Origin of the sequence: Psychrobacter sp. SCQQ22 (genome assembly GCF_015864605.1) — a bacterium.
Lineage (GTDB): Bacteria > Pseudomonadota > Gammaproteobacteria > Pseudomonadales > Moraxellaceae > Psychrobacter > Psychrobacter fozii.
The window spans coordinates 59,884-81,115 of sequence record NZ_JADYWZ010000012.1; the positions used below are offsets into that span (position 1 = coordinate 59,884).

General features: G+C 42.3%; 21 protein-coding genes. 9 read left to right on the forward strand and 12 right to left on the reverse strand.

Going from position 1 to position 21,232, the window contains the following annotated elements; genetic code table 11:
* Window positions 1–123: 123 nt before the first annotated feature.
* The gene (gene asd, locus I6E84_RS13570) at window positions 124–960 is read right to left on the reverse strand and encodes an archaetidylserine decarboxylase (protein WP_197218521.1); all 837 of its coding nucleotides are present in this window, start codon (window positions 958–960) and stop codon (window positions 124–126) included.
* A 112-nt stretch (window positions 961–1,072) separates the two neighbouring features.
* Here asd and dtd point away from each other — a divergent pair, with 112 nt between their 5' ends.
* The 3 genes from dtd (at window position 1,073) to phoR (ending at window position 3,533) form a co-directional block, all read left to right on the forward strand.
* On the forward strand, window positions 1,073–1,528 hold the full coding sequence (dtd, locus tag I6E84_RS13575) for a D-aminoacyl-tRNA deacylase (protein ID WP_197218522.1): 456 nt from the start codon (window positions 1,073–1,075) through the stop codon (window positions 1,526–1,528).
* A 146-nt stretch (window positions 1,529–1,674) separates the two neighbouring features.
* Window positions 1,675–2,379 carry a phosphate regulon transcriptional regulator PhoB gene (gene phoB / locus I6E84_RS13580; protein WP_197102499.1) on the forward strand — a complete coding sequence of 235 codons (705 nt, stop codon included), beginning with the start codon at window positions 1,675–1,677 and terminating at the stop codon, window positions 2,377–2,379.
* Window positions 2,380–2,441: 62 nt separating this feature from the next.
* Entirely contained in the window at window positions 2,442–3,533 is a 1,092-nt protein-coding gene (phoR, locus tag I6E84_RS13585; protein ID WP_320158649.1) for a phosphate regulon sensor histidine kinase PhoR, read from the forward strand.
* 39 nt (window positions 3,534–3,572) lie between these two features.
* Here the strand turns inward: phoR and I6E84_RS13590 are convergent, their stop codons facing one another.
* Window positions 3,573–4,163, reverse strand: a complete 591-nt coding sequence (locus tag I6E84_RS13590; protein ID WP_197102497.1) for a M23 family metallopeptidase — start codon at window positions 4,161–4,163, stop codon at window positions 3,573–3,575.
* A 182-nt stretch (window positions 4,164–4,345) separates the two neighbouring features.
* Here I6E84_RS13590 and I6E84_RS13595 point away from each other — a divergent pair, with 182 nt between their 5' ends.
* Window positions 4,346–5,038, forward strand: a complete 693-nt coding sequence (locus I6E84_RS13595) for a putative quorum-sensing-regulated virulence factor (RefSeq protein WP_197102495.1) — start codon at window positions 4,346–4,348, stop codon at window positions 5,036–5,038.
* Window positions 5,039–5,065: 27 nt separating this feature from the next.
* Here the strand turns inward: I6E84_RS13595 and I6E84_RS14235 are convergent, their stop codons facing one another.
* Window positions 5,066–5,293: a hypothetical protein gene (locus I6E84_RS14235; protein WP_265090877.1), complete on the reverse strand. Its 228-nt coding sequence runs from the start codon at window positions 5,291–5,293 to the stop codon at window positions 5,066–5,068.
* A 10-nt stretch (window positions 5,294–5,303) separates the two neighbouring features.
* Window positions 5,304–5,966, reverse strand: a complete 663-nt coding sequence (locus I6E84_RS13600) for an alpha/beta fold hydrolase (protein WP_265090878.1) — start codon at window positions 5,964–5,966, stop codon at window positions 5,304–5,306.
* A gap of 380 nt (window positions 5,967–6,346) precedes the next feature.
* On the opposite strand from I6E84_RS13600, the gene I6E84_RS13605 reads away from it, so the two are divergent.
* Window positions 6,347–7,024 carry a TIGR00730 family Rossman fold protein gene (locus I6E84_RS13605; protein ID WP_197218523.1) on the forward strand — a complete coding sequence of 226 codons (678 nt, stop codon included), beginning with the start codon at window positions 6,347–6,349 and terminating at the stop codon, window positions 7,022–7,024.
* 201 nt (window positions 7,025–7,225) lie between these two features.
* On the opposite strand, the gene I6E84_RS13610 is transcribed toward I6E84_RS13605, so the two are convergent.
* The gene (locus I6E84_RS13610) at window positions 7,226–8,785 is read right to left on the reverse strand and encodes an FAD-dependent oxidoreductase (protein ID WP_197218524.1); all 1,560 of its coding nucleotides are present in this window, start codon (window positions 8,783–8,785) and stop codon (window positions 7,226–7,228) included.
* Between the two features lie 500 nt (window positions 8,786–9,285).
* Here I6E84_RS13610 and I6E84_RS13615 point away from each other — a divergent pair, with 500 nt between their 5' ends.
* Entirely contained in the window at window positions 9,286–9,720 is a 435-nt protein-coding gene (locus I6E84_RS13615; protein WP_197218526.1) for a hypothetical protein, read from the forward strand.
* Window positions 9,721–9,810: 90 nt separating this feature from the next.
* Here I6E84_RS13615 and I6E84_RS13620 read toward each other — a convergent pair whose 3' ends face one another.
* Both I6E84_RS13620 and I6E84_RS13625 read right to left on the reverse strand, forming a co-directional pair.
* Complete coding sequence (locus I6E84_RS13620; RefSeq protein WP_197218528.1) at window positions 9,811–10,899, reverse strand: GNAT family N-acetyltransferase; 1,089 nt, start codon at window positions 10,897–10,899, stop codon at window positions 9,811–9,813.
* Window positions 10,900–11,168: 269 nt separating this feature from the next.
* Entirely contained in the window at window positions 11,169–12,302 is a 1,134-nt protein-coding gene (locus tag I6E84_RS13625; RefSeq protein WP_197218530.1) for a YbfB/YjiJ family MFS transporter, read from the reverse strand.
* Between the two features lie 161 nt (window positions 12,303–12,463).
* On the opposite strand from I6E84_RS13625, the gene I6E84_RS13630 reads away from it, so the two are divergent.
* Window positions 12,464–13,297, forward strand: coding sequence for a LysR family transcriptional regulator (locus I6E84_RS13630; RefSeq protein WP_197218532.1), 834 nt, complete (start codon window positions 12,464–12,466; stop codon window positions 13,295–13,297).
* Between the two features lie 419 nt (window positions 13,298–13,716).
* Window positions 13,717–13,998 carry a type B 50S ribosomal protein L31 gene (locus I6E84_RS13635; RefSeq protein WP_110924187.1) on the forward strand — a complete coding sequence of 94 codons (282 nt, stop codon included), beginning with the start codon at window positions 13,717–13,719 and terminating at the stop codon, window positions 13,996–13,998.
* Window positions 13,999–14,115: 117 nt separating this feature from the next.
* Here I6E84_RS13635 and I6E84_RS13640 read toward each other — a convergent pair whose 3' ends face one another.
* The 5 genes from I6E84_RS13640 to I6E84_RS13660 form a co-directional block, all read right to left on the reverse strand.
* Entirely contained in the window at window positions 14,116–14,961 is an 846-nt protein-coding gene (locus I6E84_RS13640; protein WP_227681538.1) for an SGNH/GDSL hydrolase family protein, read from the reverse strand.
* A 4-nt stretch (window positions 14,962–14,965) separates the two neighbouring features.
* Entirely contained in the window at window positions 14,966–16,363 is a 1,398-nt protein-coding gene (locus I6E84_RS13645; RefSeq protein WP_197218534.1) for a nicotinate phosphoribosyltransferase, read from the reverse strand.
* Between the two features lie 227 nt (window positions 16,364–16,590).
* The gene (locus I6E84_RS13650) at window positions 16,591–17,658 is read right to left on the reverse strand and encodes a bifunctional nicotinamide-nucleotide adenylyltransferase/Nudix hydroxylase (protein WP_197218536.1); all 1,068 of its coding nucleotides are present in this window, start codon (window positions 17,656–17,658) and stop codon (window positions 16,591–16,593) included.
* Between the two features lie 352 nt (window positions 17,659–18,010).
* A complete protein-coding gene (locus I6E84_RS13655; protein ID WP_197218538.1) occupies window positions 18,011–18,673 on the reverse strand; it encodes a dual specificity protein phosphatase family protein in 663 nt (220 codons plus the stop codon).
* A gap of 160 nt (window positions 18,674–18,833) precedes the next feature.
* Window positions 18,834–19,808 carry an alpha/beta fold hydrolase gene (locus I6E84_RS13660; protein ID WP_197218540.1) on the reverse strand — a complete coding sequence of 325 codons (975 nt, stop codon included), beginning with the start codon at window positions 19,806–19,808 and terminating at the stop codon, window positions 18,834–18,836.
* Window positions 19,809–20,372: 564 nt separating this feature from the next.
* On the opposite strand from I6E84_RS13660, the gene nfuA reads away from it, so the two are divergent.
* A complete protein-coding gene (gene nfuA / locus I6E84_RS13665) occupies window positions 20,373–21,056 on the forward strand; it encodes a Fe-S biogenesis protein NfuA (protein WP_110924191.1) in 684 nt (227 codons plus the stop codon).
* The last annotated feature ends 176 nt before the right edge of the window (window positions 21,057–21,232 follow it).

The following is a 21,232-nucleotide window of genomic DNA, read 5'->3' on the forward strand; positions in this document are numbered from 1 at the left end:
ATGAGTCGTTACTTTTAATAATTAGTAAAAAGTAATGAATAAAAAGCCCCGTTAAGCGTTATGATTTACGCTTAACGGGGCTTTTGTTTTTTGCAGCTCTTGTTTTGGGAGTCGGTAGTACATTTATTTGGTATCGGTATTGCCCAATAATTGTCCCATTTGTACAACACTATTGGCTTTCATACTGTCTTGCCAAGCAGCTTTTGCGGCTTTTGGTAGCACTACAATGGCGGTTGAGCCTAAGTAAAAACGGCCAAGTTCATCACCTTTCTCAAAGCTCATGTCATGGTCGGCTTCTTGGATATCATCCGTACGAGAAATCTTACCTGTCGCTACCGTCTCGATACCAGCGACAATCATCGCCCCGACCATCACCACGGCTGCTTTGCCATACTTAGTATCAAACATACAAACCAAACGCTCATTACGTGCAAATAAGTCAGGCACGTTGTCGGCAGTCGTATTATTGACCGAAAACAGCGTACCCGGTACGTAACGCGTCTTGGTTAAAGTACCATCGAACGGCATATGGACACGGTGATAATTACTAGGTGCTAGATAAACGGTTGTAAAGCTACCATCAGCAAAATACTGGCCATCTTCGCTATCAGCAAGTAGCTGCCCAACATCGTAGTAGCGACCTTTGGCTTGGAGCAATTTATGGTCTTCGATCTGACCCAACTGAGAGATAACACCATCCGCAGGGCTGACGATGCCGTCAGCAGTAGTATCGATAGGGCGAGCATCGTCTTTTAGTTCACGAGTAAAAAAATCATTGAAACTTTCATAGGCATTAAAGCTCTGGCGCTCATACTCGTCCAAACTGACATGATAAGCTTTAGCAAAGCTACGGATAAATGCGCGTTTGACGTAAGGGTGGCGACTTGCGGCTAGACGGCCTGCAATTTTACTTAGCTGCTGCTGCGGGACAAGCTGTTGCAAGGTGGTGAATAAATTCATAATGAGGTTACCAAAGTAAAGTTCAATGTAATAATTAATGGGCAAGTGAATGGCTGCATTTTATCATGGACAGCATGTTATTGTATGAGCATAATCTGTAAGGAGTCAGTAAATGAAAGCACTTATACAACGAGTGAAGGGTGCGAGTGTCACCATTGATGAACAGTGTGTCGGTACTATTGAGCAAGGTGTGTTGGCATATATTGGTCTGGGTCACGATGATACGCTACAAAGCGCGCAGAGAATGATCGATAAAATCCTGACCTATCGCATCTTTGAAAATGATGATGATCCTGCCAAATATGGTAAATTAGATAAAAACGTCCAGCAAGTCGCCGGTGGATTGCTATTGGTATCACAGTTCACTTTGATGGCAAAAACTGATAAAGGCCGTCGCCCTGACTTTGGGGGTGCAATGGCACCCGATATGGCACAGGCGTTGTTCGCACAATTGGTCGCTTATGCCAAAACCCAGCATGCCAATGTGGCTACTGGTCAGTTTGGCACTGATATGCAGGTATCGAGCATCAATGATGGGCCGCTGAATTTCTTATTAGAGGTAAAGTAAACAATCGGATTCAATATTAAGGATAAGGCATTTCAAACAAATGTCATTAAGCTGTCATAATTAATCCGTTTAATAGATAAAATATAACGAGCACCTATCGCCTTGTTTATAAGTTGAGTTTCGTCATCTAACGCTGAGAATACCGTATGTATAATGAGCAAATTTTAATTGTTGAAGATGAACCTGCGATTCGTGAAATGATCGTAATGACACTAGAAATGGCTGGATTTGATAGCTTGCAGGCAGCCGATGTATCAGAGGCGCATCAGCAAGTCGTCGACCATAGGCCTGCGCTTATTTTATTAGATTGGATGCTGCCCGGAGATAAAAGCGGTGTTGATTTTTGCCGTATGCTCAAAAATGATGAGATATTGTCCGAAATCCCCGTCATTATGCTGACGGCCAAAGGTGAAGAGGATAGTAAGGTTCACGGCCTTGATGCCGGTGCTGATGACTATATGACCAAGCCCTTTTCGACACGTGAATTGATATCAAGAATCAAAGCAGTGTTGCGCCGTAGTAGTGCGCTCAGTAGTGATAAGCCTATCGAAATAGGTAATCTAAGCCTAGATACAAAGAGCCAGCGCGTGACAGCCACAGGCAAAGTCATCGAAGTTGGCCCCACTGAGTATCGATTATTGGCATTCTTTATGAGTCACCCAGAGCGTGCTTATACGCGGACACAGCTGCTAGATCAAGTATGGGGTGGCAACGTCTATATTGAAGATAGAACCATTGATGTACATATCAAACGTCTGCGTACATTACTGCGCCCACATGACTGTGATAAGTTGATACAGACGGTTCGTGGTACAGGCTATCGGTTTTCTAGCTTTATTGAACCCAGTTAATTGACCCTAAAAGTGCCTTGGCAATCGTGGCCCAATATAGCGAATAGTGGTAAGGATAATAAGTGAGCAATACTATGCCAATAGAAAATAACCAGCAGGGCACGTTAGAGTCAACCTCTCAGAAGCATGCAACGGATCAACTTAAAAAAATCAGCAGCGCCGTACAAGCATTAAGAGATGCGGTGATTTTAATCAATGATGATGATGGTTTGGAGTGGTGGAATCAAGCGGCAGAGGATTTGCTGCTATTGCAAGTAACAGATAAAGGTCAGAGTATTTTTGACTTCATCAGCGCCCCTGAATTCCGTCAATATTATCAGTCCACAACGATACCTAACGATGGTGTTCATATAGAATCATGGCGAGATGCTAAGCGCTATTTAAAGTGTGAAATTACACCGTTTGGTGATGAAAAGCTGCTCATTATTTATGACGTGACACGATTACATAATTTAGAAGAAATGCGCCGCGATTTTGTCGGGAATGTCTCGCATGAATTGCGTACGCCACTGACCGTAATGATGGGGTATTTAGAAAACTTCTCACATCAGCCAGATATGCCGCCGCATTGGCGTCGTGGTTTTGAGTTGATGACTCAGCAAACAGCTCGCATGAACAGAATTGTAAATGACTTGCTCCTGTTATCTCGCATTGAAATCGAGGAGGCTCATGAGCTGACTTATATTGATATGACCAAGCTGTTGACTCATGTCTACGATGACGCGCAAGCCTACAACCAGTCATATGGCCATACCATTCATTTGCAGATAGATACTTATGACGGGCTACAAGGTTCAGAGATGTACCTAAATAGCGCATTGTCTAACTTGGTGATTAATGCCATTAAATATACTCCAAAAGGTGGCGATATATCCATCAGCTGGACCAAGACGTCAGAAGGCTGCAAGTTCGCTGTTGAGGATAATGGCATTGGCATTGCATCGCAGCATATTGAGCGTTTAACGGAGCGTTTTTATCGTATTGATAAAGGCCGTAGTCGTGCCACAGGTGGTACAGGTTTGGGCTTAGCGATTGTAAAACATGTCTTGTACCAACATGAGGCAAAATTACAAATTGACTCGGTAGAAGGGGTCGGGTCCACATTTAGTATGGTATTCCCAGCAGCTTATGTTCGATCCGCTCCTACGAGTTAAGACCGAAAATATTACTGATTTATAGACGGATAATATGCCCTAATTCTTTTGCAAAAATGGATACGGGTTCACAGCGCTACCATTGATGTATATCCCATAATGGACATGAGGCGGTGTGCCTTTTGCATTGCCACTATCACCAACATAACCAATGATATCACCAGCATTCACCCAGTCGTTGGGAGCAATATCGGCATAATCTTCTAAATGCGCATAGTAGTGTCCTGCGCCGCCAGGTCCAACGATGACCACCACGCGACCACCCAAATTATTTTCACCTACTTTGCGGACGATACCTTGCGTTGTCGACTGTATCGGCGTGCCTCGCGCTGCAAAGATATCAATACCTTCATGCGAGCGGCCTTGACTACGCGCAGCACCCCAAGTATCCGTTAGATTCTGCTCTGGTAACGGCGAGGGTAGACTGTCTTCTGTAGGCAGTGCTTGCTGCAATAGACTCAACTGTTGCCACTTTGACACAACGAATGACTGTGTTTGTTGACTGATACTTGGCAGTAGTTTGTCTAATATAAACAATAGCATCACCAACACAGCAGCTCTAATGAGCACGCTTAGTACACGGCGTAAAAATGTGGGTTTGGCTCGCTGATGTTCATCGGCAGGTAGCATAGGGCTCTCTTAAATTTTCTATATTATTGAATACTATATTGTAGAAGTTCTATCCTTTACTTTCTGTATGAGCTTGTTATATTTGGTTTTTATCCCAATAACTATAAATGTAGCAAGCATGTTTCTATTCACTATAACGCTTCTGTTAGGCTATTTCAGCCACTATTGATGACCCATATTCTATGACCGATTTTGACACTGCACTGATTATCGACACCGAAACAGATCAAGGTCGTGATCCAAGACCTATTCAAGTTGCGACTATTAATGTGGCGACAGGGTTTGAGTGGATGAAATACTTTAATAGTGGTCGTGCCATATCACCAATTGTCATCAAAGTGCATGGCATTACCGATGAGGATGTGGTTGGTCTTGAGTGTTTTGAATTAGACCAATTTGAATTGCCTGAATATCTGATTGGTCATAATGTACGCTTTGATTGGAGAGTGATTGGCAGCCCCTCTGCCAAGCTTATATGTACGGTGCGGCTGGCGAGGGTAGCCTTTCCAGAATGGAGTGCTTACGGTCAGTCCAAGTGTATCGATCAGCTATTGGGGAAGTCTGAAGCAAGTAGAATGACGGTGGCTGCTCATGATGCACTAGGCGATGCACGCATGTGTTATTTGCTATATAAGGCTTGCTGCGAACGTCTAGAGATTGCTCCGACAGATTTTGCAGCGGCGCATGCTATTTCTAATAAAGCGACCCCTGTGAGTAAGATGCCGTTTGGCAAGCATAAGGGCAAGCCAATTAAAGAGGTACCTATCAGCTATGTCAAATGGATGATAGGCAATATTCATAACATGCAGCCGTCGCTGTATTCTGCGTTGACGAAACGTGTTAAGGCAGAAGAGAACGAAAGCTCAGAAAAGTAAATACTCCTCTTAAAGTAAATATCCCTCTTAATGCTGCTTACTAAGCCAATCAACTGCCATCTGCCAAAGCTCTGGTGCTTTGGCATTGGTTTTGCTACTAAAATAACGCATGTGACCGATATGATTTAGCCCGAAATCTTTGGGTTCTAAAAAGCGCTTTTCTACTGGCATTTTTGTAAATACGCGAATCATATCATCCATGTTTTTGCTATTGGCGATATCGTCATCGCTAAAGCCCAACCAAAGCGCTGGCATGCTCAGTTCATCATAAAAATGCGTGTGTATGCTCTTGCCAAAAGCGGTCTTCATTGCACCAATCACGCCACTGTCGAGCTACACCGCGCGGTAATGGCTCACCCATGCCGATTTTATCCGATGGTGTATAGCCCAATGTTAAGTTAGCGAGCGGAATAAACGCATCCATAAATCCCATCGCCTTGAGCTTATAAGGCATGCCCATGTTTTTGATACGGCCTGAAGAGCAAGCAACATTGAAGACTGAGGTAATCGCCTGATAGTTGGGCATTAAGCCAATCAACTGACCGCCTGCGCTATGACCGATAAGGTGATAAGACGCATTAGGAAATTCATCTTGCAGCGCATCAAGGACGGCTGGCATGTCATGGCGACCCCAGCTAATCAAAGATGCATCACATTTAGATAACTCAGAAGAAAGCGATTCACCGATACCTTCATTGTCAAAGGTCAGCACCCCAAAACCACTCTCTGCGAGATACCTCGCAAAATGATGATAAAAATGGCGCTTGATACCTGTGGCTGGTGCCATCATGATTGCTTTTTTCGTCGTATCTCTAGGACGATAGACAGTGGCTGCCAATGCCTTATTACGGTCTGTCATGATGCTCAGAGAGTAAACATCTATTTGAGAGTCAGTATCTATTTGATTATTGATAGGGCTGTTTTCCATGGTTTGGCCTTAGGATGTTTTATCATTTTTATCATTTTTATCATTTTTATCATTTTTATCATTTTTATCATTTTTATCATTGCGTTTGATGAGTAAAGAATCGCTAACCGTCTTGGGCATGTAGTCATTGCGTAGTGATAAATCGTTGCTGATATCTGATAGGGTTGCTTATGTTAAAATAAATCTTAGTGAGGAAGGCACTCGAAGATGACTTCCAAGTTCTATTTTTTTTATTTTAAATGCTATTATCTATCAATGTTTTCATAAAAATCTATTTTTGAATTGAGGGCATGCCCCAGTATACATACACTTTTTAATAACTAAATTTTTAATCAATAGACATTCAATAAAAACAATCGATGTAACATTAAGGAAGCTATATGCAAATGAAGATTAATAACGATACGTATGAAGTTATCACTAGCCAAGACATCACTAACATTGAGCAAGCAGTGAATAAATCAGCATTGACAATGCCGTTAGTGGCAGTGTATTGCGGATCACGTCTCGGTAATAAAGAAATTTATGAGCAAGCAGCACGCGAGCTAGGTCGTGCGTTAGCAGATAACGGTATGGGTTTGGTCTACGGTGGCGCTAGTATTGGGTTGATGGGTGCCGTTGCAGATGAAGTGATCAAGGGCGGTGCACAAGCGATTGGGGTGATTCCAACCTTTATGCTCAAACATGAGATTGCTCATGAACAGCTAACTTGTCTACACTTGACCGATACCATGCATACTCGAAAAACAGTGATGGCAGAGTATGCGGATGCATTCATTACCTTACCTGGTGGTCTTGGTACATTAGAAGAGATCATGGAGATTGCTACTTGGCGTCAGCTATATCAGCATGAAAAGCCGATGATCATCCTCAATATCAATGGTTTCTATGATCGTATGATTGAGCACTTAAAATATACTACTGACCAAGGTTTTATGAAGCAAGAAGATCTTGAGCGTTTGGTGGTGTGCAATACCATTGATGAAGCCATTGACCTATTAAAAACCGTAGTAACCATCGATAGTGCTGTCGATACAGAAAAAATGGCTGGTAATTAAGTTCGAGCCTATGCGGTATTTGGCTTGTAATCGACTCAATTTATAAATAGCACAAAGCAATCGAGTGTAGATGCATAAAAAAAGAGAGAGTGGCTAATAATAAGCCACTCTCTCCTTTTTTTTACTCAATTTTCAAATAGCCAATGATAAAGCTTAAGTTAAGCCTGATACCGTATGTCATTTATATGTATATGAGATTGACTATACCGTATCTAAGTCCTTCTTAGGAATACTATGGTTCACGCCAGCCATCGCTATGGGAAAGCCGCGTTCTTCAGCCAAACCACGAGCGACTCTATCAATAGTTATGCTATCGTTATGTACTAAATAAGACCATTCGTGAGCATCGCGATTTCGATTTGCAGACGTATCAGGATTAACCAAGCCAAGTTTGGTCAACTCGTCAACGATTTGATCAGCAGCGATCAGAGTCGAGGATGCTTTGACGTTTTCAGCACGCGCATAACGGATATTGGAATACAGGCTCACATCAGCGACTCGCAAGGTGTCATCTTGCCCAGGTATTTGCTGACCACCATATAACGCATTGCCAACTGTACGCGCGCTATGGAATGTCGGTACAAACTCAGCCACATAATCAATCGATTGTTGACTGCGCGCTTGTAGCGGTGCCTTGTCCCAGCCGTCTTCGATATAGTGTACATATTGCGGGGGCAATTTGGGTTGGGCACTGTCTTTGCTAGAAGCGACCAATCCATCATCAAACAAAGTAATGAATTTACTCATGCCATGTATTTGAAAGTAGCCGCCTGGATAAGGGGTTAGCTGCGCCATGCCTTCTGGTGTGCCTCGATTGCCATAGACGATAATCTCTGGTATCTGTCCGCCAGCATTGTCCCAATGCGTAATATAAGAGGATTTAAACTCGACCATGCGAGTCACTTTGACACCGACCATATCGTCGATCACGCCAGTACGAAAGCCACAAGCATTGATCAAGTAATCTACTTCGATAGACTCAGTTTGAGGCTTTGATTCGAGGGCTGATTCGTAACCAGCAGCTTGTTGATAGTCGATACGCCATTTGGTGACATGGTGATCCGCATTTGAGCAGTTTTCGCAGTCGACAGGCATGACTTGTTGTACTTGAGTATCGGTAAAGACATGCGCATGGTCATAATCTTCTAATGCCAATTGTGCAGAGGCCGCTAAGCGAAATATATTCCAGCCGTATTCTTGTACGACGATCAATGGAAATTTGACTTTGTTCAGATCCAGATATTTGGCGACTGGTATCATCCATTCGTCAACGGTCGTTGGTACAGCAACTTGCTCACGCTCGGATAGCTCAATCAATTGCTCATGGCTATAGAGCTGATAGTAGTCTTCTGGCTCACCCAGTACTTTGTTATTGTCGTCTTGAGCGATAAGCTCCCGATAGGCATCGGTCAATATATCGAGGCGTGGGAGCAAGTCTTCGGGCAAGCCACCATCTCGTGTCGGCACGGCAAATACGGTTGGACGTACGTCGATGGTGTAAGGATAAAGACGCAAAATATCGATGCATTGCTTTAGTAGTGCGACACAATCCTCGTCAGGTATCTCGCGATATAGATTGCCCCCTGCATGTAGATGACACATCGGTGGGCCATCAATCAGTGATTTGTTTTTTTCAAATAAATACGTCTCAAGCCCTAATGCTGCAAGGCGAATAGCAATAGTTGCTCCGGCCGTACCCCCACCTAAAATACCGACGCGTTTGGTAGGATGCGTTTGATTTTTGATAACAGATTGAGTCATTGTCGTTGTTATATCCTTAATAGCATTCACAGCAAATAGTGCTCGATGTATTCATTAAATATCTTGTGTCTAAATAACTTATAACTGTTGATATGCGTGCAAAGTTGCCAACTTCAATATGTATATTGGGCCGCAATGGTAATATTTTCTATTGTTTAGTAACTCTTAAACTCTATAGCGTTATTTTACGAAAAACTACAACTGATATGACGGCAAATAAGTAAGTGAATACATGAGTTTTGTCAACGAGTAGGTAGGACTGTCTATCTAGTGCAATGGATTTGTTGGCTTGTTCCGTAGGATATAAGCAGTTTTGTAAAGACCACTCTGTATAAAAGCAACTGTCTATATGCCCATGCTATATTGAATAGCTTGAAGTCAGGATTGGGTCATTTTTGCTTTTACTTAAATCACATGTAATCAAAGAACCTGTACTCAAGTCGTATGATTGTAAGCAAACTCTAAATAAAATTAACCATGACAATAACAAGGACGTTATCATGAAACGTGTGCTCATATTATCGGCGTTGACAGGTGTTTTGACGCTTACTGGTTGTTCAACGTTAAACAATGTATTGGGCAAGGATGGTTCTGGCATGCATGAAGTGCAGGCGACTAATAACAATACGGCACCCGTTACGAGCAAAAACGGTATGTTGGTTGATGCGAACAATCATATGACCTTATATACTTTTGATAAAGATGCTATGGGGAAATCAGAATGTGGCGCTGCGTGTTTGCTAGTATGGCCAGCATTTTTAGCACCTGATAATGCGAAAGCCTCAGGTCAGTTTGCTGCATTCCAGCGCGAAGATGGTAAGTATCAATGGGCCATGAATGGCAAACCTTTGTACTTCTATGCCAATGATACTCAGGTAGGTGATAAAGATGGCGATAATAAGTTAGGTGTGTGGCATATCGTTACAATGAAATAAAATAGCTAACCTTGAGTCGAAAAAAAGCAGCCATCATCGTGGCTGCTTTTTTGTTTGCTGATATTTGCTGAGAGTAGGTAAGTCTGCTTATCAAACACTAACTAGAGATTCAGTTCCTTCAGCTTCCAATACCATTTCTTTGGTTGGCTCTTTTCTATACAAAGGGAAAAAATCTGAGCTTAAATCGTTTTCAGTAAACCAATTATTCGCAATCAACGCGGCATATTTGGATGAATTGACAACGAGTCTATAGGTTTTAAACAACAGCTCTTGTGAGCTAAATCCTTTTTTATATTCATATAACGAATCTAGGTTGGAGCCTAGGCCGCCACCAAGATGGAGTAAGTTATAATTATTTTCTCTACCCCAATTACGAGCAACATGAGTAATAAGTTTAGACGGCTGTAGATGTGTATAGGCGTTGAGTGTACCACCGAGATGGAACTGCATAATGCCTGATTCTCTACAGATTGTGTATATCGATGAACCAATGGCTTTGCCGTCTTGATAAGCCGTTATTAGTAGTATTCTGTCTTGAAGGTTTTCAAATAAATTGAAAAAATAGTTGTCATCAAAAAAGTAATACTGGCTAGCATTAACATGTTCCATCGTTTCTTTATAAATGTTCGAAAACACCATGGCGCTTTCTTTGGTTAGGGACTCAATTTTTGTGACAACCTCCATTTTCATGGCTTTTTTGATGCCTCGACGATGACGGTTTTGAGTCTCGCTCCAGTGTTCTTCTTCTGATTTTGTTAAGTCAGACATTAATGTCAGGCCGTGAGTAAGCGCTTTTCCAACGGTAGGCAGCCATTCTTTATTGATGATTGGATGCAGTCGCATAAATAATGACACACAACCCTTTTCAAAGAGAAAAGCTCTTATGCCTTCTAGTACGAGATCGAGCTGGGCATCGGTTAGCGTCTTGTCCATCACAGGACCGCCGTAGCCATATGTAGAGGTGGCATCCCAATGCTCTGAGTCTATCTCTCGTATGATAATAGGTAAAAACACTTTTTTATCTTTGTAGTGAGCGACTATACCTTGAGGCATGCCTTTATCGACGACGGCTGATGCCGCAATCCAGCCAGATAAATGGTATACGTCAAAATGATAGTCTGATATTTGCTTATCCCATTCTTTATCTATATCTATAAAATCAACTTTTATTGTATCCATTTTTCTGCTTCCTCAGTGTTATGTACTATATTCATAAATTCACATATATGAATATAACAATAAATTTCGAGGTTAACAAGCCTATCAAAAGCTTTTATGCGTTTTATTGAATATATAGTTCAATAATAAAGCCGTTATTTTTATATCAATAAAAAAAGCAGCCATCGAGTGGCTGCTTTTAGCTATTTTAGTAATAGTCTTGGTGCTTATTTTAGTATGCAGATTTAAGTCTAAATCTCATTTTTTGATAGTTTGTGAGTGATAGATTTTTATTGAGGATGCTTTAAATTCAATAAACCATACAAGAGTAGTGTACCCATTGTCACGACTGCTGCTGATAGATATAGACCAGGATCATAACTTCCGTAAATTTTAACAATATAACCGGTACAGACGGGTGCAATGATTTGAGCTGCACCATACGATAACGTCATTGTTCCCATGAATTTAGCAGGATCACTGGGGAAGAATTTACCAGCCATCGTCAATACTAAACTCACACAAGCAATGAAAGTACCGCCAAATAACACTGCACTGATTATGACCGTCGGTAAGCTGTTATTGAGGGCAGGCAATATGATGCCGATTATTTGCACAAGATAAGCGGCGATTAGTGTCCTAAGATAACCAAACCTCCGAGCAATACGATCCCATACAAGTGCAGCTGGGGTAGCAGCTAAACCAATCAATAAAAAGACAAAACCTCCTTGTCCTTGTAAGCCTTTTGTACTCTCTACGATATCGACGATAAAGGTAGAGCTGACTGCATAACCATAACCTGCACAGAAATAAGCCAGCATCATTAATGATTTGAAAGTCTTGCTTGGTGGATTGTCCTTAATCACTTCTTGATTTTTACTATCGGTGGAAGGGTGTGGCATCCATAACCATGCAGGCACAGCAAAGACAATCGCCAACACAGAGAGTGCTAACCATTGCTGTTGCCAATCTGCTGATATTGACTGCATTGCCTCAAACAATAACGAGGTAATCACAATGCTCAAACCTGCACCTGCGAAATGAACCCCGAGCTCAGTACGGTGGTTATTTTTTACCAGCCATTTCAATATCAATCCCGAAGCAATAATAAATCCGCCTGAAGCACAGACGCCAGCTAGGAACCTTAATATCGCCCAAGTGGTTATATCTGTGGTCAGAACCATAGCTGCAGAGGTGACCACACTTAAAACAAGGTAAACACGATGTAAGTGATATTTATAATTCAGATTATGCATGCTCGCCGCAATCAAAACGCCAAACATATAACCCATAAAGTTCGTGCTGGCTAACCACCCACCACCTAACTCTGTCAAGCCAGCGCCTTCTTGCATGACTGGTAGCAATAGACTATACGAAAATCGAGCAACCCCTACGGTCACTATCAAGCTGCAAATTCCAGCCATGTATACACGGACTTTCGTGAGCTCTATAGACATTTTTATTACTTCATATCGGAAAGTTATTAACAAAGAATACGTGACTCTGTTAATCTTAAAAATTGAATTATCTAGAACAAAGTATTCTCATTATAAGAACTGTTTAATAAGTGAATAAGGATTTTCACATGGAGATTTTGACGTTAAAGACGTTTAAAGCGGTTGTTGATGAAAACGGTATTAAAGGGGCTGCTGAAAAACTGCATACCGTTCAGTCAAATATTACCAACCGTATCAAAAAACTCGAAAGGGAGTTGGATACCAAATTATTCAATATCATTGGTCGAAAGCTGCAATTAACCCCGAGTGGGCGACAGCTGTGCGATTATGCTGATCAAATTTTACAACTAGAGTATCAAGCCACATCGGCTATGCTGCGAAATAAAGACAGTTATGAATTAATAATCGGTATGCCTGAGACATTTGCTGCTGTCCATATGCCATTGGCACTGAAGCAACTGAAGTTAAACCACTCTGAAATCCGTGCCAAAATCTATACAGATACCAGTGATAGGTTGGTCTTGGCGGTTTTAAATAATAAAGTAGACTGTGCGGCAATTGGCAATGCACCCAAACATCAAGATCTGGTGGTGATTCCTGTTGTCAGAGAAGAGCTGATGATGGTGACGCCATTAGATAGTGAGCATGACCCTGTCTTATTCGTACGCGATGAAGGTTGTGGTTACAGGACACAGGCCATTATTTGGCAACAAGAAGCAGGCAGAGGGTGTGATGAGCTAATGCTGATGAGCAGCGCTGACGGTGTATTGGGGTGTGTCGCTGCGGGATTAGGCTACACCATCATTGGTAAAAATATGGTAGTCGGTAGTCGATATGAAAAATCATTGGTCATGACGCCACTCAATCATGGGTCAAAGCAAGTTCAGCTATCGATTGTTTATCGTAAAGACAGCCCTTTGGCATCAGGCGTATTGACGCTAGCCAAATTGCTAACGGAATAATATGGCATGCTATGGTCTATTCACTATATAACTATGATGCAACTACTACGATATTCATCTCACTCACTACTCTAGGGTATCGACTGCTACCGCTTTTACTACCATTGACACACTATCCTTTGGTGTTCTAGAACTAATTGGTCTTTATCAAGATTGTATTGGCATATCATTACAGTCTTAGCGCCCGACTAACTTGCATCGGACGTCGAAAACCGTTAAAATCGCGGTTTGATTTTCCCGCTGGGGAAAGGCTAAGTGAGCAGAGGAATGGTGTTGGGTGCTGGAATAAGCCAGTGATGCAGCTGCCATACTTATAAATGTCCTTAGTGCCTCAGTTACGTATGCCATTGTTGATTTGGCACATCATTTAAGATGTTGCTCAAAAGCACTATACATACATCGGACATAGAGAGTTTATTATGCGTAAAGATATCCATCCTAATTACCAAGAAGTTTTATTCCACGACACTAACGCTGACGTTTTCTTTTTGACTCGTTCAACTGCTAAAACCAAAGCTACTCGTGAATACGAAGGTACAGAATATCCATACTACCCACTTGATATCTCAAGTGCGTCGCATCCATTCTATACTGGCGAACAACGCAAAACTTCTACTGAAGGCCGTGTTGCTAGCTTCAACAAACGCTTTGGTGCGTTTGGTGGCCGTAAGAAAGCTGCTGATACTGACGCTGCAGAATAATTTACACTTATTGTGTAAATATATTTCGCAAAGCAATAAAAAACCGCTGAATATTCAGCGGTTTTTTTTGTTTGAATTTTAGGATAGTGTTTTTGAAAGGTGAAATTAAGGCAAGCCTTAAGCAGTCGGGGCGTCTAATATCTGTACTATCAACTCTGATAATTGCTGCGCCCAATAGCCATACATTAGGCTACTAGGGTGAAAGCCATCACTGGCAAACATCACGGCGATATCGACAGGTTTGCCATCAAAGTGCTCTTCTATCATCTTTGCAAAGTCAGTTTCCATATAAGTGACACTGTCATGCTCGGCACAGACTTGCTGCAGTATCCTATCCAAAGTGGATGCTTTGGCACCAATAAAATTATTGAGCGGGGTAGGTATTGCAGGCATTTGTGCCATTGGTGGTAGACTTGAAAAAATCAATTCTCGCACACCAAATTTACGCTGAGCAATAGCAATGATGTCTTCAATTTGCTGCTGCCATTTACGCGCAGAGACATTAGCAGTGGTGTCATTAACTCCGACACTCAGCACCATGACATCAACCGCTTGGCTAGGAGTGGGTAGGATATAAAGCCGACGCAAGATATCAAAGCTAGTGTGACCCGTAGTTGCTTGCAATGACCATGTCAGCTCATCAAACTGAGTATGAATAGCAGACTGCTGCTGCAGAGCAGGGATCAGCTTGCCTACTAAGGCTTCTTGCTGCGTTTGACTACCAACACCAGCGGCGGCTGAGTCACCAACCACCATGATGTTTAGCATTTTTCGGACGCCATCTTTTTGTGTATTAGCAGACAGGGTATTAGTAGAGTGGCTTAATTGGACATGACCATATCTCTCACCATGTGGCTCAGGCAAGCGAACCGTGTCACGCTTGATTCTGCGACCTTGATAAAGATAAACAGGGGCAAGGAGGACATCTCTTGCCACTGTCGCCATTTTATTACTATTTATCATATTGCTACCATCCAGCACGCTCTCGGATAGTCGTTAGATTGTCTTCAATTAATAACTGGCCATCGACATAAACATCACGCAACAGGTTTTCTGCATCGGCAGCTAAGTCATCGGCTTTGATGGTTTTAAGCTGTCCGTTGCTGTCTTTGACCAAAGCCAATCGACCTTTTTTTGAGCGTTTCGAACGGCTAGTAATAGGATCTTTATAGATGTCTTTCCATGTGCCATCGATAGAAATAGAACTGGCTTTCATCGCCCAGCTCATGGTGTCGCGGTTGACTTGTTGTAGTAAGCCACCGCCCATACCAAAGGTGACATTTTCAGCGCTGAAGCCTGCTTTTAGTATGACATCAATAATTTTGGTTAAGCTTTGCGGACTGATACCATCACCTTGGATGACTCGTACGTAGTCAGGCAGTACTTTATAGCCTTTACTATTGACAGTCGTCCCAAACTTCACTGCCAAGCGCTCTAATGCCTCGCGGACAACTTTGGTAGGCTCGCCACTGTCTGGTCTAATGACCAGTGTGCCGCCCATGTTTTTTACGTCGTCTTTTAGGCTACCACCCCAAATATTATCAATAGCATTCCATAAGTCATAACTGTCTGAGACCACTGAAAAGCTTTTGCCTTCGCCACCAAACTGTTCAATCATATTGGCAAAGGCTGCTGTCTCACCGTCACGGCCCCATGCAGTCATTGTACTGTGTTCAGCTGCAGGGATAGAAAACGCTGGCATGTCTTTATCCATTTGATACCAGCGACTGGCAGCTACTAGTGCCGTCATTGAGTCAGTGCCCGCAAAGTTCACCAAATGTGCCAAGCTGCCGAGTGCCACAGATTCCTGACTAGATGCACCGCGTGAGCCAAAATCATGCAGTCTAAAAGTAAGTGATTCGGTGTTGTCTGCTGATTTTTCTAGCGCTTTACGAATGATGTCTTTGCAGTAATGCGAGACACTGGCGACCGTCGACGGATACCAAATAGCACGTAATAGTGCAGTTTCGATATAGCTTGGCAGCCAGTAAAATTCAGGGTCGGTATTGATGACTTGGCAGACCACATTGGACACTGGTACGATGCTGCCTTCGGGTACGGCTTGGATACGTAATGGTAGATAACCATTGTGTTTGTCCACCAAATGCTCCCAACCAGCACGATTGAAAGTCAAGCCGTGCGCTTGAACGACCATTTCGGCTTCGTCGATATCTTGATGGGTAATAGGGGTGCTTAGGTATTCTTTAATAAAGGCTTGCAAGCCAAAAAATACCACATCATAGTCGCCTTTACGCGCCTCAATGTAGCTTGACAGATACTCACTACCGCTTGGATATTGCACCCAATGTGAGGTTTTATAGCTGTCGCTGTTAAGAATTAAATTATTTAGATTACTGGTATACATCACAGAACTCCTCTGCTTTGAAATGCCGCAGCTGCTTTTATGAAAGAACAGTTGCAGCGGTGAACCCTTGCCGTCTATCGACTTGGGCGGTGAAAGCTGTTGTACAAAAACGTGTGCAAAAATGATAAATCAGGTTTAAAAATAAAAAACTAAGAAAATAAATTATATAGACTGTAGTTGATTATAAGGTTGTAAATCATGTACTAGTCGGTCAACGTTATGTAAATTTACAATCCAACCATTTTGGTAATAATCGCATAGTGGTCTTCGAACATCATGGTGGCATCAAGCTCTGCCAGCGGTAACCAAAAAGCTTTAGCTGCGTCATCGCCACCTTTTACTTTTGGTAGACCTTTTGGATCATTTTTAAGCTGAAAATAAAATGCTTGGGTAATCGTACGACCACGTGCCGAGCGATATGGGTCATCAAAAGTATGCTGACTGTGACAAGAGCCACGCAATACTGGCTCAGGAACTTTGAGACGCGTTTCTTCACGCAGCTCACGAATACAAGCATCAAATAAGGTCTCTTTCGGATTTAAGAACCCACCAGGTAATGCCCACAATCCACGCCCTGGCATACTACGACGCTCTACCAACAGGATATGTCCAGACTGTACAATCAAAGCATCAGCCGTCATAAATGTAGGCGGATAGGGGGCGGATTCCCACTGTCTTTTATACTTATCGATGAAATCTGCTTCTTCATGCAGTTGATGATAGTCATCAGTTTTTTTGAAATCATTCAACACTTTACGGGTTGATTCGGGCGTGCGTTCAGGTGTCGGCGTGGCACCCATTAAGTAGCTATCGCGAATAGGTGTGGCTGATAGATTGTGATAATTGGGCACCGAGACTGAGTCCCAGTTGGGGAATAGCGATAAGTAATACGATGAGCTGTCTTTTGAGTGACCAATCAACCCAATGTCGCTCTGCAAGTCACCAGTGACAGACTTGACGCCTGCTTGCACATACTGTAGCCAGCGGGTGTCGTTGTAGAGTGCATCGTCTAGACCCACGCAGTGAATACGTGCTGCTTCCTCTGCTGAATAGGCGTCTTTAATCATGGCAGCACGCTCAGCGACGCTAAACGGATTGCGTAAGCTACGAGGCAGGTTGGCTGAGCCGATGAGCATAATCACATCATCCGAGCGCTTTAATGCTTCGTCGATGACGGCTTTATGTCCACGATGGAACGGCTGAAAACGCCCAATGAAAACCAAATAACGATAGTATTTACTGCTTTTCTGATCAGGGGTTTGTATGTCTGAACTTTGCTCTGATAATTCACTCATAGACGCCAATTTCCTACGACTTATATTTCATTGGTAAAAAATTAATAATGCCAATACTGACACAGCCGATGACTTGCTGACAAGTGGAAAGATGTTTGGGATAGTATAACGGTCAATGATGATGTGCATCATGATGTAACGAGGCCAGATAAATACACCCATAATTTTAAGGAGAATGCTTTGCAATCCAAGCAGTCACCGTTGACCAGATTTCTTTGGCAGTGTTACGGCTAATCATAATGCGTCTGTGAGTATAGTCGTCTAAATCACCATGGCTGAGCGCGTATTCACAAAAGACATTGTCAGGATTTTTAAAGTTACTAGCTTAAGTGCCATATCACAAAATTTTTGGCTACATCTCTATACGGACAGCAGCCACGGTTTTAGGGTTTAACATGTTTTCAAGATTTACCCAAACGGCGTGATAGCCAAATCCACCAGCGACCATCTCTTGCTTAGCGTGTTCAATATACCACTCTTGCTCAATGATTCTATACATAGCGATAATCAGTCCCGTACGGTCAGCACCATGATAGCAGTGTACCAGTACGCTCTTATTTTGTGCCTGTAAATCTTTTATCGTATTTAAGGCTTTAGCGATTTCTTTTGGAGTAACATACCACGATTTAAGCGGTTGATTATATAAGTTCAAGGACGTCTCATTAACAATATCAGCTAGTAATTTTTCATCATCATTTCGATCAAAAAAGCGTAAATTAAGGATAGCGTCAATACGATTGGCTTTAAGTAAAGGGATATCAGCTGCACGTAACTGCTCACTTCGAAACAGTAGCTTATCAACTTGATATAAATTGGTCGCCTTATTAATCAAGACTGCATTTTGCGGTAAGGATGGGGGAGTCGTAAGTTGAGTAGTCGCAGTTGACTGGCAGCCGATCATTAGACTGGCTAGACTCATAGAGCCTGCGACTAATATTGACTTGTAACGCTGTTGCCAGCGATGGTTATGGTCTATGACACCCTTGTTCGACCTAGTGCTCAAAAGCTGGTTCATAAGCATAATTCTCATACCATTAGTTTTGATCGGTTATCATTCTACCGCTACAGACTATTTGATAGCCATTATCAGCCATAATAGTTTCAACCCTTGCAGTTGTTGTACATAATAAAGCGCTCATTATAGTAAGTGGCTAAGTGGCTAAGTGGCATAGCAACTATTGAGCATGACGCTCAATCCAATCGGTCACCGTTGGCCAAATCTCTTTGGCAGCGTTACGGCTGATCATAATGCGGCTGTGAGTGTAGTCGTCTAAATCACCGTGACTGAGCGCATACTCGCGAAAGACATTGGTGGGATTTTTAAAACTATCAAAGAGCATCTGACAGCCATGAGTAGGGGAGATAAAGTTGTCCCCTCTGGCACTGATGGCGTATACAGGTATGGTGATGTTTGGCATCTGATGTCGATAGTCTAAAAGCTCGTCAGCGACGCCATTTGTATCAGTGCTAGCTTTATTAAACGTGCTTTGATTAAATGTACTTTGCTTGATAAAGCTGCTTTTAAAGTTCCTTTGTAGATTCCAGTCGTACCACTGGTTCATCGTGTAATAACTTTCATTGCAGGGGCCCATCTTTAATTTTCTGGCAGGGATGAAGCCAAGCAGTCGCGTGAGTATTTTGGCTGCAATAATTTTCGCATGGTTAATTGGCTTTGATGCTGCACCATAGGCTTGGCAAGCAAACATGCTGATGCTGTTTATTTTGTCGATATAGCGTGGGTTTTGAATTAAAAACATAATCAAACCAATACCGCCGCCACTATGAGTAATACAATGCAAATTATCGAGTTTTAATTCATCAAAAAAATAGCGAAAAGTCGCTTCGTAATCATAGGTTGCCACTGTTTCGAAATTAAATTGTTCTTTTGGCATTGAGCTGTCACCATGACCGCGCCACTCCATGATGTAGCAGTGGTGTCCAAGGCCAGCCAGATACTCAGCGATTTTTAAGCAAGTTTGTTTGTCCGAAAAGGTCCCGTGCGTCAAAAATATATTTTGAGGTTTTATAATAGGCAAGCTATTTTCTAACGTGTTGGCTATCGTACTGTCTTCTATAGTATCAATTACTTTCCAAACGGCAATTTTCTCATCATCCTTGGTAGTTATTAAGTGCAACGTCCGTGTCATCATAAAAATCATCCTATCCGAAAAATATGTGATATTTATACAAGGCCATCAAAGCTACCATGCTCATAAAGCCAGTGCACAAAGTTATTCAAACTATCAATACTACGTCAAATATAAATGACTTGCTCAAACGAGATGTGAACGGTATCGCATAGCGAAAATGCTGAGTATGCTTGATAAATGGTATAGCTGTCTTTATATAGAGAATAACTTGGCAGCCAACACAACTAAGCAACACAACTATTAGGCATGTTTGTTTTTCATTGTTTAAATATTGAGTTACTTTGCCAGTAGGTAGCATCATTAAAAAAATCAATGACAACCATTTACAGCGCCCACCGTTCAATTCACAGTAGCGTGGTCGGAATTAATGCTTGATTCAGGTATAATGAGTGCTATAGACGAATTAAACTTTATACTCATGGCGGGCAGCGTCATACAATAATAAATCTCAAATATTGCTAGCCTGCATGTTTTATACAAGCCGTAAAAATTTTAAACATTCAAATTCACGACACAGTAGCCATAATAGATATAGCGTTTGTGTCATAACGCATAGGAAACATTATGAGTGAGCATGACCAAGTTGATAGCCCAGTAGCGCCATCAGCAGACTATGAATCAGCGCTAGATACTGATCAGACTGAAGCAAAAAGTAATATTACTATTACTGAGTCAGCCCAAGGGTACTTAGCGGATTTGTTATCTAAGCAAGATACAGACGGTATCGGCGTACGTATTTTCGTCGAGCATCCAGGTACGCCACGTGCAGAGTGCTGTATGGCCTATAACCAACCGGGCGAAGAAGATAGCGCTGATTTGCGTTTTACGTATGACAGTTTTTCTGCATTTATCGAAGCGGCTTCAGTTCCTTATCTAGAAGATGCCGTTATCGATTATAATAAAGACCGTTTCGGTGGTCAGCTGACTTTCCGCGCGCCAAACTCTAAAGTACCTAAAGTGGGTGCTGATGCCAGTGTAGAAGAGCGCATCAACTACGTATTACAGTCGGAGATTAATCCCGGTCTGGCCGCCCATGGTGGTGACGTGCAGTTGCTTGAGCTGATTGATGAGGAAGGTGTTGGCCTTACAGCGGTATTGAAATTCGGTGGTGGTTGCCAAGGGTGCTCAGCAGTCGACATGACCTTGCGTCAAGGCGTTGAAGTACAGCTCAAGCAGCAAATACCAGAGTTGACCCAAGTCATTGATGAGACGGATCATACCCGTACTGAAAACGCTTATTACAAATAAAAGTCTAGCTGGAAGTTACAGACTTAAGTAATAGCGAAAAGTTATTTTAATTAAAAAGCCAAGTTTTGATGAACTTGGCTTTTTTTATTGCTATGATTTGGTAGAGTGTTTTTTAACTGAATTTTCAGTGGTAGATTGTTGATTAATAATTTGTTGATTAGTCATTTATTGATTAA